At 53.2% G+C, this 18,765-nt stretch carries 20 protein-coding genes and 1 tRNA gene; 3 read left to right on the forward strand and 18 right to left on the reverse strand.

Translation table 11 applies throughout. The features are described from left to right. Positions 1-227: 227 nt before the first annotated feature. From nagB to E5336_RS02495, 3 genes are all read right to left on the reverse strand, one after another. Entirely contained in the window at positions 228-944 is a 717-nt protein-coding gene (gene nagB, locus E5336_RS02485) for a glucosamine-6-phosphate deaminase (protein ID WP_135979517.1), read from the reverse strand. A gap of 158 nt (positions 945-1,102) precedes the next feature. Then, positions 1,103-2,524: a glycoside hydrolase family 1 protein gene (locus E5336_RS02490; protein WP_135979518.1), complete on the reverse strand. Its 1,422-nt coding sequence runs from the start codon at positions 2,522-2,524 to the stop codon at positions 1,103-1,105. 23 nt (positions 2,525-2,547) lie between these two features. Next, positions 2,548-3,021, reverse strand: coding sequence for a PTS sugar transporter subunit IIB (locus E5336_RS02495; protein ID WP_135979519.1), 474 nt, complete (start codon positions 3,019-3,021; stop codon positions 2,548-2,550). 139 nt (positions 3,022-3,160) lie between these two features. On the opposite strand from E5336_RS02495, the gene E5336_RS02500 reads away from it, so the two are divergent. Next, a complete protein-coding gene (locus E5336_RS02500; protein ID WP_135979520.1) occupies positions 3,161-4,330 on the forward strand; it encodes a helix-turn-helix transcriptional regulator in 1,170 nt (389 codons plus the stop codon). A 17-nt stretch (positions 4,331-4,347) separates the two neighbouring features. Here the strand turns inward: E5336_RS02500 and E5336_RS02505 are convergent, their stop codons facing one another. The 10 genes from E5336_RS02505 to E5336_RS02550 form a co-directional block, all read right to left on the reverse strand. Further along, entirely contained in the window at positions 4,348-4,755 is a 408-nt protein-coding gene (locus E5336_RS02505) for a PTS sugar transporter subunit IIA domain-containing protein (RefSeq protein ID WP_135979521.1), read from the reverse strand. Positions 4,756-4,765: 10 nt separating this feature from the next. Beyond that, positions 4,766-5,680 carry an aldose 1-epimerase family protein gene (locus E5336_RS02510; RefSeq protein ID WP_277820750.1) on the reverse strand — a complete coding sequence of 305 codons (915 nt, stop codon included), beginning with the start codon at positions 5,678-5,680 and terminating at the stop codon, positions 4,766-4,768. Positions 5,681-5,721: 41 nt separating this feature from the next. Continuing rightward, positions 5,722-6,567 (reverse strand): patatin-like phospholipase family protein, encoded by an 846-nt coding sequence (locus E5336_RS02515; RefSeq protein ID WP_135979522.1) that lies wholly within the window; start codon positions 6,565-6,567, stop codon positions 5,722-5,724. A gap of 7 nt (positions 6,568-6,574) precedes the next feature. Beyond that, the gene (locus E5336_RS02520) at positions 6,575-7,750 is read right to left on the reverse strand and encodes an NAD(P)-dependent malic enzyme (protein WP_135979523.1); all 1,176 of its coding nucleotides are present in this window, start codon (positions 7,748-7,750) and stop codon (positions 6,575-6,577) included. A gap of 1 nt (position 7,751) precedes the next feature. Next, on the reverse strand, positions 7,752-8,951 hold the full coding sequence (pepT, locus tag E5336_RS02525) for a peptidase T (RefSeq protein ID WP_135979524.1): 1,200 nt from the start codon (positions 8,949-8,951) through the stop codon (positions 7,752-7,754). A gap of 18 nt (positions 8,952-8,969) precedes the next feature. After that, positions 8,970-10,568, reverse strand: coding sequence for a putative manganese-dependent inorganic diphosphatase (locus E5336_RS02530; protein WP_135979525.1), 1,599 nt, complete (start codon positions 10,566-10,568; stop codon positions 8,970-8,972). Positions 10,569-10,650: 82 nt separating this feature from the next. Next, positions 10,651-10,938 carry an HU family DNA-binding protein gene (locus E5336_RS02535; protein ID WP_135979526.1) on the reverse strand — a complete coding sequence of 96 codons (288 nt, stop codon included), beginning with the start codon at positions 10,936-10,938 and terminating at the stop codon, positions 10,651-10,653. Between the two features lie 104 nt (positions 10,939-11,042). Beyond that, a complete protein-coding gene (locus E5336_RS02540) occupies positions 11,043-11,534 on the reverse strand; it encodes a GNAT family N-acetyltransferase (protein ID WP_135979527.1) in 492 nt (163 codons plus the stop codon). Positions 11,535-11,556: 22 nt separating this feature from the next. Next, the gene (locus E5336_RS02545; protein WP_135979528.1) at positions 11,557-12,912 is read right to left on the reverse strand and encodes a VanZ family protein; all 1,356 of its coding nucleotides are present in this window, start codon (positions 12,910-12,912) and stop codon (positions 11,557-11,559) included. A gap of 45 nt (positions 12,913-12,957) precedes the next feature. Next, positions 12,958-13,341, reverse strand: a complete 384-nt coding sequence (locus tag E5336_RS02550) for a hypothetical protein (protein ID WP_135979529.1) — start codon at positions 13,339-13,341, stop codon at positions 12,958-12,960. A 179-nt stretch (positions 13,342-13,520) separates the two neighbouring features. On the opposite strand from E5336_RS02550, the gene E5336_RS02555 reads away from it, so the two are divergent. Beyond that, a tRNA-Thr gene (locus tag E5336_RS02555) sits at positions 13,521-13,594 on the forward strand. 124 nt (positions 13,595-13,718) lie between these two features. Next, positions 13,719-14,630, forward strand: coding sequence for an AEC family transporter (locus tag E5336_RS02560; RefSeq protein ID WP_135979530.1), 912 nt, complete (start codon positions 13,719-13,721; stop codon positions 14,628-14,630). Positions 14,631-14,687: 57 nt separating this feature from the next. On the opposite strand, the gene E5336_RS02565 is transcribed toward E5336_RS02560, so the two are convergent. From E5336_RS02565 to thrC, 5 genes are all read right to left on the reverse strand, one after another. Next, positions 14,688-15,242 (reverse strand): Maf family protein, encoded by a 555-nt coding sequence (locus E5336_RS02565; protein WP_135979531.1) that lies wholly within the window; start codon positions 15,240-15,242, stop codon positions 14,688-14,690. Between the two features lie 72 nt (positions 15,243-15,314). Then, entirely contained in the window at positions 15,315-16,013 is a 699-nt protein-coding gene (locus E5336_RS02570; protein WP_135979532.1) for a TIGR01906 family membrane protein, read from the reverse strand. After that, positions 16,010-16,444 carry an ACT domain-containing protein gene (locus E5336_RS02575; protein WP_135979533.1) on the reverse strand — a complete coding sequence of 145 codons (435 nt, stop codon included), beginning with the start codon at positions 16,442-16,444 and terminating at the stop codon, positions 16,010-16,012. The genes E5336_RS02570 and E5336_RS02575 overlap by 4 nt, the downstream gene beginning before the upstream one ends. Beyond that, positions 16,437-17,297, reverse strand: coding sequence for a homoserine kinase (gene thrB, locus E5336_RS02580; protein ID WP_135979534.1), 861 nt, complete (start codon positions 17,295-17,297; stop codon positions 16,437-16,439). Before thrB ends, E5336_RS02575 begins: the two co-directional genes overlap by 8 nt. Further along, positions 17,294-18,763: a threonine synthase gene (thrC, locus tag E5336_RS02585; RefSeq protein WP_135979535.1), complete on the reverse strand. Its 1,470-nt coding sequence runs from the start codon at positions 18,761-18,763 to the stop codon at positions 17,294-17,296. The genes thrB and thrC overlap by 4 nt, the downstream gene beginning before the upstream one ends. Between the last annotated feature and the right edge of the window lie 2 nt (positions 18,764-18,765).

Here is an 18,765-nt window from a genome sequence, read left to right on the forward strand (position 1 = left end):
CAAACAGCTTGTTTATATTACTTCTCTTTCTCCCGTTCGTCAACCCTTGTTTTGACTTTTTTAACAAGTTTGTCGTTTTCGAGAGGCGTTTCCTTAACGCTCACTTATCATACCGCACTCCTCATCAACTGTCAACTACTTTTTATATCTTTTTTAAAGAAATTTAGATGACAGATGAAGGGAGAAAAAAAGAGCGAACACGTTCTTTCGCTCTTTGTCTTTCATCATTATTTTGAAAGCTTGCTTGCCGCTTCCTTGTCGATAAACACGACAACATCGTCATGATTTTGAAGAATGGAAGCCGGGCATGCTGGATCCACAGCGCCTTCCACCATGGCTTTTACCGCGTCCGCTTTGTTGGCTCCGTTAGCCACCAGCAGGATTTTCTTCGCTTTCATGATCGTTCCGATTCCTTGCGTAATCGCTTGCGTCGGCACTTTGTTGATGTCGTTATCGAAGAAACGCGCGTTCGCTTCCCGTGTATTTTCCGTCAAATCCACGATATGTGTCGGTTCGTCGAATGGAGTGCCCGGTTCGTTGAAACCGATATGTCCGTTTTGACCAATTCCAAGCACCTGGATGTCGACACCATTGACCGCGTCCTCGTATTTTTCGCAATCTTCTTTCGTATTGCCGTAAGGAACATGCGTGTTCGCCGGATCAATGTCGATACCCGAGAACAAATTTTCGTTCATGAACGTGTAATACGATTGCAGATCGTTGCGGTCGATTCCCACATACTCGTCCAGATTATACGTTACGACGTCTTTATAGCTCGTTCCGTTTTCCTTATGATCTTTGATCATGTCCTGATACATGCCGACTGGCGACGATCCGGTTGCCAGACCTAATACGGAGGCCGGTTTTTCAACGACTTGTTCCTTGATCACTTCGAACGCCTTGTTCGAAAGATCATCATAATTTTCACACACTACAACTTTCATATTTTGCTTACTCCTTCGTTGGTATAGTCATTATATCATTCATACTCCGGTAAAGCCACCGCTGAAAGCGGTTTTTACACGATAAGCCTGTCTTTTTTCGCTTATTGGTATAGACCAAGCGGTCTAAATTGGAGAAGCTCGCGACCTCTCCTGTCTCTTTAGTCGCTCAAGTCCTCCCCGTTGCTGGCAATGACTTTTTTATACCAGTAGAACGAGTCTTTCCGGTAACGGTTCAAAGTGCCTAAATCAAACTCGTCACGATCCACATAAATGAATCCATACCGCTTTTTCATCCCCTCGTGCGTGGAAATCAAGTCGATCGCGCTCCAAGGATTGTAGCCCAGCATTTGCGCGCCATCCGTGATGGCTTCCTGGATTTGCGCGATATGCTGGCGCAAGTATTCGATTCGATACGGATCGTGGACCTTTCCGTCCTCTGTCAGCGTGTCGTAGGCGCCCAATCCGTTTTCCGTGACAAGCAGCGGCAAATGGTAGCGCGAATCCATCTCGCGAATCGTCGCGCGGAAGCCAACCGGGTCGATTTCCCAGCCAAATTCCGTCGTCACCAGATTTGGATTCCGGAATCCTTTGTACATTCCCGCCTCGATGCTTCCGCTTTGCTGGTCCGCCACCGCGTCCGCCAAAACTTCCTCATCCGAGGCGGCTTCCACCGTCGCGGTGTTGTAGTAGTTGAAGCCGATGAAATCCGGATGCGCGTTTTTCATCGCCTCCTCGTCACCAGGCGCAAACGTCGGCGTCGCGTCGTTTTCTTCCAAATAGCTCCATACGATCGCGTTGTAAATGCCGTAAACCGCCATATCCAGATACAGCCAGTTTCGAATCGCGTTGAAGTTTTGCGCCGCGATCACGTCCTCCGGCTTGCATGTGGCCGGATACACTAGCGAGATGTTTGGCGCCGGTCCGATCTTGGCTTCCGGCAGCATCTGGTGGCAAAGCACCATCGCTTTCGCCTGCGCGACAAGCATGTGGTGGTTTTGCTGGTACACTTCCTTTAAAACGTTCGTGCAGCCTTCCGGAATCATCAAAGTCCCGATCACCGGACCAACCAAAGTAAGCATGTTTTGCTCGTTGATCGTCAGCCAGTACTTGACGCGGTCCCCGAAGTTTTCAAACAGTACCCGGGCGAAGTCGACAAACCATTGCACCGAATCCGGGTTGCCCCAGCTTCCGCGCTCGTCCAGCGCCGCCGGCATGTCGAAATGGAACATCGTCACGATCGGCTCGATGCCGTACTTCAAGCACTCGTCGATCAGTTCGTTGTAAAAGTCGATTCCCTTCTGGTTGATTTCGCCGGTTCCCTTTGGCAGGATCCGCGTCCAGGCGATCGAGAACCGGTACGATTTGAATCCCATTTCCGCCATCAGGGCGACGTCCTCTTTCATGTGATGGTAATGATCCGCGCAAACCGTCAAATCCGACGTGCCTTCCGGCACTTCCTTCACGTCCTGGCATGAAGGGCCTTTGCCGTCTTCCAGATTCGCTCCTTCGACCTGATACGCCGAAGTCGAGGCGCCCCAGAAAAAGTTTTCCGGAAACGGCTTTCGTGTTTTATGTTTCATCAATCAATTTCCTTTCCTGTTTTCTACTTTAAAACGTCCAGAGATTCCGCTTTCATGCCCGGCACTTTTTTGATTTCCAGTTCCACGCCGTCTTTTTCCATTTGGCGGAACGCGTTCAAATCTTCCTCGTTCACCGCTACGCCCGGCGCGATCAAATGCTTGCCTTCCTTCATATCCATATTTCCGATATTGACTTTCTTGATCGGGATCCCGCCCTCGATCAGCTTCAGCGTGTCTTCCGGATTCGCGACCAGAATCATGATCTTCTGATCCTCATCCGCCTTCGCCAGCGTGTAAATGGCCTCGTCCACCGTCACATAGCGTGTTTGCGCGTAAGCCGGCGCGGCCATGTTCATCAGTTCCTGCTGCATTTCGTCCCCAGCTACTTCGTCATTGACAACAAGCATCCAATCTGGTTTCAGTTCCGTGCACCATTGCGAAACGACTTGTCCATGAATCAGGCGGTCGTCGATTCGCGTTAATAAAATATTCGACATTGTCCTGTCTCCCTTCTAATGATAGCGCTTATAAATTAGCTGTTTTTATTATACACGATTCCAAACGGTTTTTCCCTTTACACTATTTAACGATGCGTTTATACTTTTTAATATAAGATATATACGAGTGGTGACATTTATGCAAAAAAGAACAACGAACTATTTTTTTAAAAAATATGGAGACGTCTATTACCGCATGCCGGAAGCGGCGGAAAGTCTGAACGACTCGACGCTCACTTTGCGAGCGAAAAAATTCGATCGGATGTTTTACTCGTCCTCCGATATTTATATCGCGAACGAGGAAGGCATCTCGATGCTGTTCGTCTCCCAGGACGGCGAGAACTTCGAACAGTTCATTATGCATCGAATCGTCCGGATCGACCCAAATGTGTATTTTAACATTGTCCCGATTTCCTCGAAGTCCACGATCAATTTGCGCTATAACGAGGAAACGTTCAGGCAAAAAATGATCGCGGAGCCTATTACCTTTAAGCCAATCGTCCCGCACCTGCAAATCGAGGAGATTTTATCCGCGAGCTTCCACGTCCGCAAAGCGAACTACCACGGCAAAGGGCATGTCGACGATTTCTTCGAACTCATTTATATCGACCACGGGCGAATCCACCTTTTAGTCGACAACAAAGAGTGCGTGCTCAGCGACTACGACACCCTGGTCGTCTATCCGGGACAAAACCACGTATTGTACACGACGGAACAAGACTCCTGCTCCTATTTGGTCATCGACTTCCAAATGAGCGAGTATTTTTCCCAGTCGCTTAAAGACCAGGTTTTCCGGACCGACAAGCGCATTTACAAAATCCTGTCCCGCTTTATGACCTCTTTGGAAAAAAACACCGAGCTGGACGACGATCTGGCGATCATTTATTTGAAAGAGGCGCTGCTTTTGCTGCATCAAAACCGGAGCGAAGACCAGCTGGACGACCCGATGCACGAGAACTTTGAAAACACGCTGCTGAACGAGATTCTCGTGTACATCCACAACAACTTGTACAGTCCGCTGGCGGTCGAGGACTTGTGCGAGCGCTTCACGATTTCGCGCTCCACGATCCAAAACTTGTTTCGAAGCCATATCCACACGACCCCGAAACAATACATTTCGGATTTAAAGCTCAACGAGGCGAAAAAGATGATTCTCGAACACAAGTACACGATTTCGGAAATTTCCACCAAGCTTGGATTCACGAGCATCCACTACTTTTCCCGCAAATTCAAAGAGCACTTCCAAATGTCTCCGACCGAGTTTGCCAAAAGCTCCTATACGAAAAAAGTCCGCCACGATCCTTCGTGACGGCTTTTTTTCTCGTTTCACTTTTTTTTCCGAAGCTTAAAATGCCCGATGGCGCTTCTGCCTGTTTCTGCGGCCTGTTCCGCCAGTCCAACGACATCGTCGTTGAATTTCCGGGCGGTTTCCATCTCAACAAGCATCCCCAGATTGCACCCGGCCACGACTTCGACCTTTCCGGTCGGCACGCCGATGCGAACGGCGCTTTTGAAAGGCGATCCGCCAATCAGATCCGCCAACACGAGCACACAATCACACGCATCCAGCAAAGACGCCAGCGCTTGGGACAGCTTCTCCTCCAGACGTCCAACCGAGTCGTCCGCCTCGAAATCCACAAATTCGACCCACTTTGCCGGCCCGGCGATGACTTCCATGGCGCTCACCATGCCGCTGCCAAACCGGCCGTGTCCTGTCACGAGCAATCCAATCATCGCGCGCTCCTTAGTCGCACAGCTCGATCGAATAGCCCGTCTTGAACGTTTCGCCTGGCTGCAAGATCAACGTTCCTTCCCGCGCGTAAAAATCGTCGCACGACATGTCGAAATCCGCGTGCCCGTACCAGGGCTCGATGCAAAGGAAATGGCTGCGTGACGGATGCGACCACAGCGCCAAAAACGGAAAGCCCGGAAAGCGCATCGTCAGCCGCGGCTCGCCCGCGTGCTCAAGCGTCACGCTCGTGGACGTGTAGTCCTTGTATACGATTGTGGCGTATTTTTCGATTTCGTCCCGGTCCAGCTTCCACGTATCCAGATGCACGTCCTGTTCGCGGGCCGGAACGCGCAAGTCGTCGCTAAACACGATTTGCCGCGCGTCCTCCTCGTTTTCAAAACGAATCGAATACTCTTCAAACGTTTCCCCCTCGTATTGCGGCACCCGGAACGCGGGATGAAGCCCGAAGGAAAACGGCATGTCTTCCGCTCCCGTGTTTTTGATCGTGTAGTCGATGCGGACGGTGCCACCATCAAGACGGTATTCGATTTCGTATTCGAAGTCGAAAGGATATTGTTTTCTCGTTTCCTCGTCGCTTGTGTACGTGAAGGCGACCGAGTCCGGCGTCTGCCGGCCTTCCAGCGTTGCGTAGCGAATCAAACCGTGGTTTTTCATCGAGTATTCGCGTCCGGCGATCGTGTAGGTTTTTTTATACGTCGAGCCGATGATGGGAAACAGCGATGGATTCGAACCGCTCCACCCTTCATCGCCTTGATAAATTACTTCTAAGTTTTTTTTCTTGTCGATCAGATGCAGCATTTCGCCGCCTTTAGGGGTGCATTCCAGCTTGATCCGATCGTTTTCCAGTCCGTACGTCATGTTGACTCCTCCCTTTCCTTTTTGGTTTTCGGTTTTATTCTCTTTCATTCTAGCTTCTTTGCCCGAAAAAGAAAAGGTCACCACGTGACCTATTCAATAAACGCTTTGATTTCCTCGATTCGCGCTTTCGTTTCATCGTATCCTAGCTGGAACCACGGCTTGAGCTTTTTTGGATCGGTCGTGTAGCGCGTGACGCCCAGATCCTTATGCGGCCGCAGGACAAGCGCCTTTCCTTCTTTTTCCAGTTCGGCGATGTGATCCCATTGTTCCTGATACCGTTCGTGGCGATGGCGCAAGTCGTCGACGATTTGCGGATCCTTGTACACCATTTTCGTCAGCCAAAGCTGGTAGCCCGGCGCTTTTTTGCGGACGTAGCCTTCCTCCTTGGTCGAGATAATGATATGACGTTCGCATCCGTGCTTCTCGGCCTGGCGGATGCTGATCATATCCACCAGCCCGGCGTCGAAATATTTTTTCCCCTGAAACTGGTACGGCTTGGTGAGCAGCAGCAGCGCGCAGCTCGCCTTGATCAATGTCATGGACGGATCGACGTAGCTTTTGTCGAAATACTCGATCGTATGCTCTTCCATGTTGTACAAGCCCGTATCCATTGCGGTGGAGCTGCCATAAAACGCCTTGAAATCCAGCGGCGTTTCCTTTTGGATAAAGTTGTTGGTGCTCTCGATCCCGAAAATGCTCCCTTCCTTTAACCAGGCGGAAAGTCCGACCGCCCCTTTCTGGCTTGGCGCCTCGATCCCCGTCACTTCCAGACGGCGGATCTGGCGGGACACGTACGGAAGCAGCACTTCCGCGCCGGCCGAAATCCCCACGCAATACGGAACGAGGATGTCTTCTTCCAAAAAGCATTTGAGAACACCCGCCGTATAGGCGATCTTCGTTCCTCCCCCTTCCGCAACGATTGAAACGTTTTTCATGCGAATGTTACACTTCCTTCCATGTTCGCACGACGTGGCTTTCCCGGGCCGCCTGCGCGACCGCCTCGCTCACGGCCGGAACGACCCGCTCGTCCAGCGCCGACACGATAATATATTCCGGCGAAAGCTCCTCGTCGCCAACGAGGCCGGCAATCGCCTTGACGGCCGCGATCTTCATCGCGTCGTTGATCTCGGTCGCCTGCGCGTCCAGCGCCCCCTTGAAAATGCCCGGGAACGCCAGCACGTTGTTGATTTGATTCGGATAGTCGCTTCGGCCTGTCCCGATGACTTTGGCCCCCGCTTCCAGCGCGTCGGCCCGCTCGATTTCCGGCACCGGATTGGCCATCGCGAACACGATCGGATCCGGCGCCATGGAACGAATCATGTCCTGGCTGACAATGTGCGGCGCGCTGACGCCAATCAAGACGTCGGCGCCTTTGAGCGCGTCAGCCAGTGTTCCTTGCCGGCCGGTCAAGTTGACCCGGTCGATCAGCTTGCGCTGACCCGATGTCAAATCCATGTCCGGACGCAAAATGCCTTGCCGGTCCACGAGAATCACGTTGCCCAGTCCCATATCGAGAATCAAGGTCGCGATCGCGATGCCCGCGCTTCCGGCTCCGTTGACTACGATGACCGGATCCTTTTTTTTCGTCAGGCGCAGCGCGTTGAGCAGCGCGGAGCAAACAACGATCGCCGTTCCGTGCTGGTCGTCGTGGAACACCGGAATGTTCATGATTTTTTTCAGCCGCTCTTCGACTTCAAAGCAGCGCGGCGCGGCGATGTCTTCCAAATTGATGCCGCCAAAGCTTGGTTCGAGCGCCGCGATGATTTGCACGAGCTCGTCGACGTTTTGCGTATTCAGGCAAAGCGGAACGGCGTCGATCCCGCCCAGCGCCTTGAAGAGGACGCATTTTCCTTCCATGACGGGCATGCCGGCTTCCGGTCCGATGTTACCAAGTCCAAGCACGGCCGAGCCATCGCTGATGACCGCCACCGTGTTGCCTTTGCCCGTGTAGGTGTATACCTGCTTCGGGTCGTCTTTGATGGCCAGGCATGGCGCGGCGACACCGGGCGTGTAGGCGATGGAAAGATCGTCGTGGCTGGCGATATCCATCTTGTTGACGACTTCCAGCTTTCCTTTCCATTCCTTGTGTTTTTTCAATGCTTCTTTTGCGTAATCCATCTTACTCTCCCTCAACGATATCGCGGACGATGCGAACCATCCGGTCCATTTGCTGGACGCTCGCGAACTCGAAACGCCCGTGATGATTGTACGATCCGGTGCCCAGGTTTGGACAAATCAGCCCCCGCTGCGTCAGCATGGCGCCGTCCGTTCCTCCGCGGACCGCGATCGAAACCGGTTCCAGCCCGGCTTTCTCAATGGCTTTTCGCGCCCGTTCGACGGCGCGCATATCGCCTTTCATGTAGTCTTTCATATTGGCGTACTGACGACGAACCGCCACCTCGATTCGATCGCCGTACTTTTCATTGAGCGTGTCGCGCACGCGCTCGATCGTTTCGATTTGTTTTTCGAACTTTTCCGCGTCGTGCTCGCGCAAAATGTACGTCAACGTCGCGCTTTCGCACTCGCCCTCCATGGAAACGAGATGGTAAAACCCTTCCCGGCCTTCGGTTTTGGCCGGTGTCTGGTCTTCGGGCAGCATGGAGGCGAACTCGACCGCCAGCAGGGCGGCGTTCACCATCCGGTCTTTTGCGTCGCCGGGATGGATCGAGGTGCCCTGTATGGAAACCGTCGCCTGGGCGGCGTTGAACGTTTCGTAGTCGACCGCGTCGATTCGATCGCCATCCACCGTGTAGGCGTACTCGACCGGAAAGAGCGACAAATCAAAATGGTCCACGCCACGCCCGATTTCCTCGTCGGGTGTAAACGCGACCGCGATTCGCCCGTGCGGCGCGTCGTCGCGGATGATTTCTTCAAGCGCCTGCATAATGATGGCGATGCCCGCCTTGTCGTCGGCGCCTAGCAGCGTCGTCCCGTCCGTCACGATCAAATCATCGCCAACGACTTTTTTCAAAGCCGGAAACGTCGCGGGATCCATCGCGTACTGCTCATTGAGCGCGATGACGCCGCCATCGTAGCGTTCGACGCGGCGCGCCTTGACGTTGGCGCCGCTCAATTCGGAAGCGGTGTCCATGTGGGCGACAAAACCGATGGGCGTGCGCGGCTCGCTCGTGTTGGCCTCCAGCGTCGCGTAGACGGTTCCGTCTTTTTCCCTCACCTCGTCCATTCCAAGCGCCTGGCATTCCTTGACAAGCGCGCGGGCGAGCTTTCGTTGTTTTTCAGTGCTTGGCGTCGTTTCACTGTTTTCGTCTGACTGCGTGTCAAACGTGACATAGTTCAAAAGTTTATCAGCGGCTGACATGTTGCATCCTCCCTTGTTTTAAATGAGTTCTTTGGAAAGTCCCGGCACGATTTGTTTTTTGCGGGACACGAAGCCCTGGCGTTCGAATTCGTCAATGGCCGGCGCCAGCAGGCCGGAAAGCTTTCCGGTATACAGGAAGCGGGAGCCTTTGCCTTCGACATTCGTGAAAACCATCAGGAACAAGTCCATGTGCCGCGACTTGTTTTGCTCCTTCATGAACTCGATGAAGTCGTCCTTGATCTCGTCGACGACGGAGAAATCGAAAATGAACACCTGGGACACGCAGACGTGGTAGCCGTTGAGAATGTACTCCTTGGTGTCGTTGTTCAAAATCGACTCGAACTCCTTGCCTTTGATCGTCGCGGTGTTTTCAAACAAGTCTTTCGCCATCGCGTCCAGATCGAGGTCGTATTCCTCGGCGATGCGTTTGGCCAGCATCCGGTCGATGGGCGTGCACGTTGGCGAGTTAAAGTTCATCGTATCGGAAATCATGGCGTATGTCACAAGCTTCGCCACTTTTTCCGACATCTTGATGCGGTACTCGTCGTACATCATCGCGATGATCGTGTTCGAGCTGCCGACGATCATGTTGCGGAACACGATCGGCCGGTCGGTTTCGATGTCCCCGATGCGGTGATGGTCGACAATTTCGATGATTTCCCCATGCTCGATGTCGTTGATCGTCTGCTTCTTTTCGTTGTGGTCGACTAAAATAAACTGCTTCCGGCTGCTTTTGAGCAGATGGTAGCGCGCGACCGATCCAATCAGCTTTCCTTGCTGCACGACCGGATACGAAGAGTGGCGCGTTTTCAGCATTTCCCGCTCGACGTCTTCCAAATACTCGTTTTTATTGAACTGGATCATGTTTTTGGCCGGCGTCATGATGAGCGAAACCGGAATCGCCCGGTACACCATCTGGATGATTTTCATAATATTATACGGGGTGTTGATTAGCGTCACGCCCATCTGCCGCGCCATCTCGATAATGTAGTCGTTGGGAACGAAATTCTCGGCAATCAGGATCATGGCGCATCCTTTGGCCATGCTTTTGATCATCGAGTCCTCGTGGTCGTTGAGCACCATGATGGCGCCCTTTAAATCCCGGTCCATAAGTTTTTTGTCCGCGATGCGCACTTCGCCGTTCAGTGGTTTGTTTCCTTCCAGCAGGATTTTCCCTTTCAGCGCTTTTTGGAAGTTTTCAATCGGCGTTTCCTTAAGCAGTTCCCGGGTGATGTTTAAATCCTGCATCTGGATTTTTGAAATGTCGCCCAAGGTGACCAGCCCCTTGTACTCGTCGTTTTCATCTATGATATAAAGCGTTTTCGCGTTGTTTTCAATGAGCACGTCCCAGCCCGTGCGCAGCGTGTCGTGGGTGCCGACCGTGTACGCCTCGTCGATTTCAATTTCCGACAAGGTGGATTTCGCGGTCGAAATGTGGATTGGCGGCGTCACGCCGACTTTGTTCAATATATATTCTGTTTCCGGATTCAAATGGCCGATCCGTGCCGGAATCGCGTTGATGCCCTGCGCTTGTTTCAGCTTTGCCAGCGCGATGGCTCCGCAAATCGAATCGGTATCCGGATTTTTATGCCCGATGACATAAATCGGTTGTTGCATGTGTTCTTCCTCCGTTTTTCTTTCCTGAACATTATACCATGATTATTTTCACGCCAAGAAAAAAAGAGAGGGGTTTCCTCTCTTATTCGTTGACTGCGTCTTTCAAACCTTTGCTCGCTTTGAATTTGACCGATTTCGAAGCCGCGATCTGGATTTGCTCCTTCGTTGCCGGATTGATACCTGTCCGCGCAGCTCGTTCACTGATCGTGAATTTACCGAAGCCCTTAATATCCACGGTTCCTTCCCCAATCAATGTTTCCGCCATCTGGTCAAAAACATATTGTACATATCTGGCCGCGTCCTTTTTCGAAACGTTCATTTCCTGGGCAAATTTGTCCGCCAGATCCTTTTTCGTGAGCATTAAAGCCATTGTCTACTTCCTCCTTAGATAAAGATCCCACTTATCATAGCATTGTTTATACCTCGATTCAATGATGGATGCCCGTAAAGATACTCGCCAAAACCCCCGTTTTTTCAGCGTCCATCCTCCGGCAAATCCTTCGCAAACACCACGGTTTGCGCCCAGAAGCCGGGCTCATCCAGCCTTCGATAGCCGCAATGTTCGTAAAACCGGTGGTTGCGCGTCGAGTAGTCCGGCGTTTCCAGACGGATCAGACGGCAGCCGGCCGCTTCCGATTCCAGCGCGGCCATCGCCTGCCGTCCAAGACCAAAGCCATGAAGCGAAGGATCGACAAACAAGATCTCGCCAACGCACACGTCGCCTTCCTTTCGATAAATCAGGGCTCCAATCCGTCGGGATCCTAGCCAAAGCGTCCGGCAAAAAGCTTCCGGTTCGGCAAGAAAACGACGCAGCAGCCGGCCGTCGTCATAGCCTTCGGGGCCGTCTTCCATTAAATCGGTGTGCCGTCTTGTATCCTCGTCGAACGCAGCCTTCATGACGGGCGTCAAAACGTCGACATCCTCGAGGCGCATCGCGCGAATCGAAAACAAAGAATTATCGTTCATTGTTTTTTTACTCCTTTTCGTCTTAAAGTTTTTGTTCCACCAGCGCGTTCATGGTCGCGTCCCATTCTCTGGCGTACGCGTTTTGTTCCACGCCAATCCATTTCCAAGCCGGCGTCAGCACGTTGTTTTCCTCGTGGAAAATATAGGACGGTTCAATTCGGCCGATCCGCACGGTCAAATCTCCCACATCTGTCCCGGTTTGTTTTAAAGCGGCAAGTGTTTCGGCGGGCGCGAGCAGTTCGACTTGTTCCTTTTCTTTTCCCAAAACGACGTCGAAGCGAATCATCGCGAGATTGCCGCATGGATCGAGCTCCATGTGGATCGTGCCGAAATACAAGCCGTCGTCCGCGATTTCCTCGACCGGATACTCCACCGCGATTTTTTCCTCTTTTGTTTGAATGAATGGCTCGCCTAGCGGGATGGTGTCTGGCACAAACGAATACAGCCATCGTTTCGCCTCCTCGTTCCAGTCGGGATCGACCAGAGGCGCCGTTTTCGGCTGCCGCTTTGTCATGAGCAGCCATTTTCCGCACGCTCTCGCGTACACATCCACATCCTCACCGTGAAGGACGGATGTTTCAACATCTTCCCCCGCCTGAAACGTTTCGTCGGTCCCGAATTGTTCCTGAATGCTCTTTTCCAGCCGCTCCAGCCCCACGACCGGACGGCTTTCGTAGACGACGCCTGTCGTCCGCCGGGTATCGGGTTTTTGATCCAAAACAATTTCCGTTGGCTTCAAATGGGTGTAGGCGAACGTCAAAATATTTTGACGACGTATTTCCTGCTGGATCAATGCCGGCAGGCACGCCACCAGCAACGTCAATCCAATCGTGAACGCGCAAAAGCCAAGCATGCGCCATTGAAAAACCCGGGTCCGGCAAAACCGAACGATAGAGCCCGCGCTTTTGTAGGCAAAATACCCGATGAGAACGCCAAATCCATTCGCGAGAATATCGTCGATGTCAAATATTCTTCCGCACAGAAACTGAACGCTTTCAATCGCACACGGGATGAGCACGCCTGTTCCCAGTGTCCGTTTCCATGTCGCGTTTCGCGGAAAAGCCAATGGATAGAAAAGACCAAACGGGACAAACATCCAGACGTTGAACGTGTACTGGATCAATGCGCCGTATTGTCCGTTTTGCGCTACCTCCCAAAACGTGTGGAACGGCTGCCACGCCACACTGCGGGTGGCGGCCATGAAAGAGCCGGGCAGCAGTGTGATGAGCGCGACCATGCACGCCCAGCCAATCATCGTAAAGTCGATCCAGTCTTTGGCGCGATCGTTCCCCACGATCCCTTTCTTTTTCAAAATCCAAAAAATCACCATATCCAAAACAAGTGCGATGAAAAAACTTTGAATCCCCGTCTTTAACATTTTTTTCTCCTTAAATCGCGCGAATCGAAAACAAAGATTCCGTGTTCATCGTCTTCCCTTTCCCGCCAGGGCGAATCCATCCAAAACGATCATGAACAGGCAAATCGCGTTCATTCCCATTCGAAGTCCGGCATCCAGCGATTCCATATTCCATTGAAACAGCCCGGCAAAAAACGGCGTCGCGATCGCGGCAAGAGAGAAAACCAGGTTGCCGATCCATCCCGCCTTGCCTCCTGTGGCACGATGCAGCCAGTAAAGAACGAGCCAAATCGCAATCAGGAGCGAATACCCCGCTTTCGGCGTCCAGGAAAAGATCATAAAATTCAAAAAGATCATAAAAGGGCAAAGAATCAAAAGGACATCGCTTACGCCTGTCTTTGCCTTGCCGTTTGGGTTTTGTGGTTGCGTTCCCGCGTTTTCTTGCTTCATCCCAGTTTCCGGTTCCATGTAAAAATATGGAACATCCTTTCTTTTTTATTTTAACGGGTTCGCGAAAAAAAGGAAACAAGAAATATTTTATTTTTTTTCTGCTCTTTTTTTAGAAATTGTTTCCCAAATCGACATCGACCTGTTATAATAGATAACGTTCCAGCAGGAACGCGATCAATGCCGGTATAGTATAATGGCAATACACGTCCATGGTAAGGATGAACTCGTGGTTCAATTCCGCGTACCGGCACCATTTGACGATCCACCCTTTCATCGAAAGGGTTTTTTATTTATCTGCCAGGAGAAATTGATTTTTAAAAAATCGCGAAAAGTTTACCTGGTCTACGATAAAATAAAACACAGAAAGAAGGAATTTGATGCTTGCTCTCCAACTAGAGATTTTTCTGCTCATCGCTCTTGGCTACGGTTTGTACAAAAAAGGCTTCATCGACGAGCCGATGCGCAAAAAGCTGACCGATCTGACGCTCTCGCTCATTTTGCCATGCGCCATCATCCAGTCGTTTGAACTCGACTTGACGCCCTCGCAACGAAACGCGTGCGTCTTTGTTTTTCTCGCCTCGCTTGGCGTGCAGGCGCTGTACATGGTGTGCAACCGGTTTTTATGGAAAAAGGAAAGCGCGAACAAACGGATTTGCCTGCAATACGCCACGCTCGTTTCCAACGCCGGCTTTTTCGGCATGCCCATCGCCCAGGCCGCCTTTGGCGAAATCGGCTTGCTGTTTGCGTCCATCTTTTTGATTCCCCAGCGCGTCGTCATGTGGTCGGCCGGCCTTTCGCTGTTCGCCGGCTCCACGCATTGGAAACAAACCGTTCGGCAGGTGTGCACGCATCCGTGCATTGTCGCCTTGGCGCTTGGCTTGGCCGTGCTCGGCTTGCGAACGATTGGCGTCGAATTGCCCGAGCCACTTGATTTGACGATTCGCGCCATCGCCGCGTGCAACACGCCAATCTGCATGTTTGTGATTGGCGCCCTGCTCGCCCATGCGAAAAAAAGCGACATCTTCTCCAAAACGATCATGACCTACTCCGTGGTGCGCCTTCTCGTTTTGCCAGCTGTCGTGTTTCTGCTTTTCGGGTTTCTCCCTATGGACCCGCTCGTGATGAAAATTTGCGTGCTGGAATCCGCGATGCCGGCCGCCAGCACGACCGCCATGCTGGCCGCCCGCTACGACAAGGAGCCCGCTTTCGCTTCCCAGCTGATTTTCGCCTCCACCGCTTTGTCGCTTTTGACTTTGCCGGCCTGGTCGTGGCTTTTGACGAGCCTGTAAGCGCGAAAGGGCAAGAAACAGAAAAGATCGACTCCGTCCTGGATTCGATCTTCTTTTTTACCGATTGATGATTTTCCTGAGGATCCGGTCTGTTTTCGCATCCGGCAATCCAACGACATTCGTGTACGATCCTTCGATTTTCTGCACGAAATCGCATTCCTGGATTCCGTAAGACCCCGCTTTATCCATGCACTTTCCCGAACCGACATAATCCAAAATCTCCTGTCCTTCCAAATTTCGAAAATGGACATGGGTCGTTTCGCAAAAAGAAATATCCGAATTCGGCAAGCTGATGCACACGCCCGTCTTCACTTCGTGCGCGCGGCCGCTCAAATCCACAAGCACGTCGATCGCGTCCTGTTTGGACGCCGGTTTTCCCAAAATCCTGCCATCCAGCACGACAACCGTGTCCGCCGCGACGATGCAGTCGTCGGGAAACCGCTTGCGCACTTCCTTCGCCTTTTCCACCGCAAGCTCTTCGATCGCGTGATCAATGCCTTCCTCAAGCTCAATTTTTTCATCACTTCCGCTCGGTACCACTTCAAAGCCGTACCCAAGGTTCTCCAAGATTTCCTTCCTTCTCGGAGACTGGCTCGCTAAAATGATTTTCATATGGACTCCTTCAAATCAGAAAATAATTTCTACTTTCTTATTCTACCACGGAAAGGCATTAAAAAAAACCGGTCAACCTGCATCCAGGCCAATCGGCAGTTTCTTTTTCAGCAGCCACCACGCGCCTAGTTCGAGCGGCAGCAAAATGAAAGCGGTACGCAGCAAAATCGCGACCACCAGCGCGCTGAACATCGACTCGGGGCAAATGACGATCATGAAATCGGTTGCCGGATCGAGCAGCCACAAGTCGTTTGTAAAAAACAACGTGTGGAACCGCGTCCAGAAATCCGTAAAGTCGGTGGCGATCCACAAACCAAGCCACACCAGCACGATCCCAAAACAAAGCGAGGCCGTCAACAGACCCGCGCACGCGTTGGCCAGCAGCCGCTTTGGATCCTTCGCGATCCACGCCATGCCAAACAACGTCAGCACCATGCCCGCCACCGCCGCGCCCAAAACAATCATCGCTCTTTCATACAGGAGGCGCACATCCACCATATGCGCCTTCTCCTTGGCGTTGTACACAGGCACTGTTCGACCCTCGCGCACGATCCTCTCGTTCAGATCGGCCCGCTTTCCTTGCACAAAGTCGAGCATGACCTGCATGCTTTTCGTCAAGTCCGCTTCGGACACGCCGATTTGCGACGCCAGCCTCGTCTTTTCATAATACGCCTCGTAAAACGAACGGTCGAACGCTTGCAGGCGCACCGAGCCAAGCACGACGCTCACCAGCACGCACCAGCCAAATAAAAACCGCAGCGCCTTCATCATTCGACGGCGACGAGTTCCGCTTTTTCCACCACGTCGAGCGAATTGATCAAAACGAGCAAATCGTCGGTGCTGTTCGCCAAGTCGGTAATGTCGATCGTCAGCGTGACCGAGGCGATCCCGTTGATTGGGATCGACTGGTTGAGCGCGATAATGTTCACCTTCTGGCTCGAAAGCATGCTCAAAACGCTCGACAGCGATCCCGTTTCGTTTTTCAAAATAATCGTGAAAATCGCCTTTCGCTTCGACGAGTCCTGATTGAAGGAAAACACCGCGTCTTTATACTTATAAAACGTTCCCCGGCTAATGCCTACTTTTTTCACCGCTTCCGAAATGCGGCGCGCCTGTCCGCTTTGCAGCAACGTTTGCGCCTCCATCACCTTGTCGAGCACTTCGGGAAGAATCTCGCTCGACACCACGTAGTATTTACTCATACCTCACGTCCGCTCCTTTCCTCGCGATTCGCACTTTCCGGCACGCCAAGTCCGAAAGGTCGTTTCGAAGCGCGTCCAGTCTGGACTCCTCCAGCGCCAAGACGATCATCGTCGAGCCGCTTCCCGAAATCCACAACGGCAGATTCCGCGCCGCGCAAGCCCGCTTCACCCGCTCGTATTCGGGAATGAGCCGCTTTCGATACGGCTCGTGGAGCGCGTCCACGCTGCACGCCCGCAGCACCCGCTCGTCGCCTTCGCGAAGCGCCACCTCCATCAGCAAAGCGTTGGCCACCTGCTCCTTGGCTTGCTGGAAAGACAAGGCTGCCGGCAGCACCTTGCGCGCCTCCTTGGTCGAAACGGTTTGCTCGGGCACCACGACGAGCGCTTTCCATGGCGCGGTTTCCAGCGTTTTCGAAACGACCTCGCCTTCCTGCATCGCGCTGACGGCCACGCCGCCAAACAGCGCCGGCGCGACGTTATCCGGATGGCCTTCCATTTCCGTCGCGAGCGCGAGCAGCGCCTCTTTTGACAGCGGCGAGCCAAACCAGGCGTTGGCCCCTTCCAGCCCCGCGACAACGCACGTCGCCGAGCTGCCAAGTCCTCGCGCGAACGGAATGTCCGAGTCGATTTTCAGCGCAAACGGCGGGCGCGGGCGGCCAAGCGCCTGGCACACCCGGTCGAACGCCTGCACGACGAGGTTGTCCTCGGTTTGGTAGGCGGGCGGGCAGCCTTCGATCGTCAACGTTTCGCTGGAAGAAAACGAGAACGTTCCAAACCAGTCCACCGCCATGCCCATGCAGTCGAATCCGACGCAGCAGTTGGCGCTCGTCGCCGGCACCCGCACGACGATCATAGCAGCGCCTCCAGCCCCTGGCGAACGACTTCTTTCATCTGCCCGACCTCGATGACGTCGCGATGGCGGATCGGCTTCGTTTCCAGCGCGGCCAGCGGCGCCGGAATGGCGTCCTGGCACACGGTTTCCAGCTTGCGCAGCGCGTCCCACTCGTCGACGGAAGCCGTTCCCAAAGCGTCGAGCACATCCATGCTGAACTTGTAAGGCGAGGCAGTCGCCAGCGCCACGACCGGTCTTTCCGGATGGGACCGGGCCACCCGATACCCGATCGCGGTGTGTGGATCGAGCACGATGCCCGTCGTCTCGTAAACGGACTGGATCGTTTCTTTCGTTTGCTCGTCGGTGACAAAGTCGCCATCAAAAAGCGAGCGGATGCGCGCCAGCGTGGCATCGTCCACGGTGTAGCGGCCCTGCGTTTTCAACTCGTCCATCCAGCGCGCGACTTTGGCGCTGTCCTTTCCGGTCATATAATACAAAAGCCGTTCCAGATTGGAGGAAACCAAAATGTCCATGCTTGGGGAAATCGTCTGGACGAACGCCCGGTTTTTGTCGTAGACGCCCGTTTTCAAAAAGTCCGTCAGCACTTTGTTGGAGTTGCTGGCCACGTAGAACTTTTCCACAGGCAGTCCCATCATCGAAGCGTAGTATCCGGCCAGCACGTCCCCGAAGTTGCCCGTCGGCACGCTAAACGACACCTTGTCGCCAAGCGCGACGACGCCTTCGCGAACAAGATCTTTGTACGCTTCGAAATAATAGACGATTTGCGGCACAAGCCGGCCGACGTTGATGGAGTTGGCGCTCGTGAGCATGACGCCCTGTCGGGCTGCCTCGGCGTTTAGCTCCTCGTCCATGAACAGCTCCTTCACCTTGGTTTGGGCGTCGTCGAAGTTGCCTTCGATGGCGAACACCTTGACGTTGTTCCCTTCCTGGGTCGCCATTTGCCGGTACTGCATCGCGCTCACTTTGTTGTGGGGATAAAACACCTCGATCGCGATGTTGTCCACGTCCTGAAATCCCGCCATCGCGGCTTTGCCGGTATCGCCGCTGGTCGCCGTCATGATCATCGCCTTTTGCCCGGTCGTCTTGAGCGCCGTGCTCATCAGCTGGGGAAGCAAAGTCAAGGCGACGTCCTTGAAGGCGCTGGTCGGACCATGGAACAGTTCGAGGACGTGAATATCGCCCACCGCGCGCAGCGGGGTGATCGCCGGGGAGGCGAACGAGTTTTTATAGGCGTTGTCCACGCACGCGCGCAGCTCCGCTTCGGAATAGTCGCCCAGCAGCGCGTTCAAAATATATACGGCGTTGTCCAAGTACCCGTTGTCCACGATTTTTTCCAGATCGACGCGCACTTTGTCGACGTCGGGCCACACAAACAGCCCTCCATCGGGCGCGATGCCTTTTAAAATCGCCTGTTTCGCGCTCACGGCGCATTTTGGATCTCTTGTCGATACGTATTGATTTTCCATCT

Origin of the sequence: Dubosiella muris (genome assembly GCF_004793885.1) — a bacterium.
Taxonomy (GTDB): domain Bacteria; phylum Bacillota_I; class Bacilli_A; order Erysipelotrichales; family Erysipelotrichaceae; genus Dubosiella; species Dubosiella muris.

Bases quoted from the DNA above. Each gene is read 5' to 3' on its own strand.
- E5336_RS02545 (WP_135979528.1), bottom strand. From the start codon at position 12,912: ATGTTAAAGACGGGGATTCAAAGTTTTTTCATCGCACTTGTTTTGGAT.
- E5336_RS02575 (WP_135979533.1), bottom strand. From the start codon at position 16,444: ATGAGTAAATACTACGTGGTGTCGAGCGAGATTCTTCCCGAAGTGCTC.
- E5336_RS02515 (WP_135979522.1), bottom strand. From the start codon at position 6,567: ATGAAAAACGTTTCAATCGTTGCGGAAGGGGGAGGAACGAAGATCGCC.
- E5336_RS02560 (WP_135979530.1), top strand. From the start codon at position 13,719: ATGCTTGCTCTCCAACTAGAGATTTTTCTGCTCATCGCTCTTGGCTAC.
- E5336_RS02490 (WP_135979518.1), bottom strand. From the start codon at position 2,524: ATGAAACATAAAACACGAAAGCCGTTTCCGGAAAACTTTTTCTGGGGC.
- E5336_RS02570 (WP_135979532.1), bottom strand. From the start codon at position 16,013: ATGATGAAGGCGCTGCGGTTTTTATTTGGCTGGTGCGTGCTGGTGAGC.
- E5336_RS02530 (WP_135979525.1), bottom strand. From the start codon at position 10,568: ATGCAACAACCGATTTATGTCATCGGGCATAAAAATCCGGATACCGAT.
- nagB (WP_135979517.1), bottom strand. From the start codon at position 944: ATGAAAGTTGTAGTGTGTGAAAATTATGATGATCTTTCGAACAAGGCG.
- thrC (WP_135979535.1), bottom strand. From the start codon at position 18,763: ATGGAAAATCAATACGTATCGACAAGAGATCCAAAATGCGCCGTGAGC.
- E5336_RS02550 (WP_135979529.1), bottom strand. From the start codon at position 13,341: ATGAAGCAAGAAAACGCGGGAACGCAACCACAAAACCCAAACGGCAAG.
- E5336_RS02535 (WP_135979526.1), bottom strand. From the start codon at position 10,938: ATGGCTTTAATGCTCACGAAAAAGGATCTGGCGGACAAATTTGCCCAG.
- E5336_RS02500 (WP_135979520.1), top strand. From the start codon at position 3,161: ATGCAAAAAAGAACAACGAACTATTTTTTTAAAAAATATGGAGACGTC.
- E5336_RS02505 (WP_135979521.1), bottom strand. From the start codon at position 4,755: ATGATTGGATTGCTCGTGACAGGACACGGCCGGTTTGGCAGCGGCATG.
- pepT (WP_135979524.1), bottom strand. From the start codon at position 8,951: ATGTCAGCCGCTGATAAACTTTTGAACTATGTCACGTTTGACACGCAG.
- E5336_RS02565 (WP_135979531.1), bottom strand. From the start codon at position 15,242: ATGAAAATCATTTTAGCGAGCCAGTCTCCGAGAAGGAAGGAAATCTTG.
- E5336_RS02510 (WP_277820750.1), bottom strand. From the start codon at position 5,680: ATGAAAGAGAATAAAACCGAAAACCAAAAAGGAAAGGGAGGAGTCAAC.
- thrB (WP_135979534.1), bottom strand. From the start codon at position 17,297: ATGATCGTCGTGCGGGTGCCGGCGACGAGCGCCAACTGCTGCGTCGGA.
- E5336_RS02520 (WP_135979523.1), bottom strand. From the start codon at position 7,750: ATGGATTACGCAAAAGAAGCATTGAAAAAACACAAGGAATGGAAAGGA.
- E5336_RS02540 (WP_135979527.1), bottom strand. From the start codon at position 11,534: ATGAACGATAATTCTTTGTTTTCGATTCGCGCGATGCGCCTCGAGGAT.
- E5336_RS02495 (WP_135979519.1), bottom strand. From the start codon at position 3,021: ATGTCGAATATTTTATTAACGCGAATCGACGACCGCCTGATTCATGGA.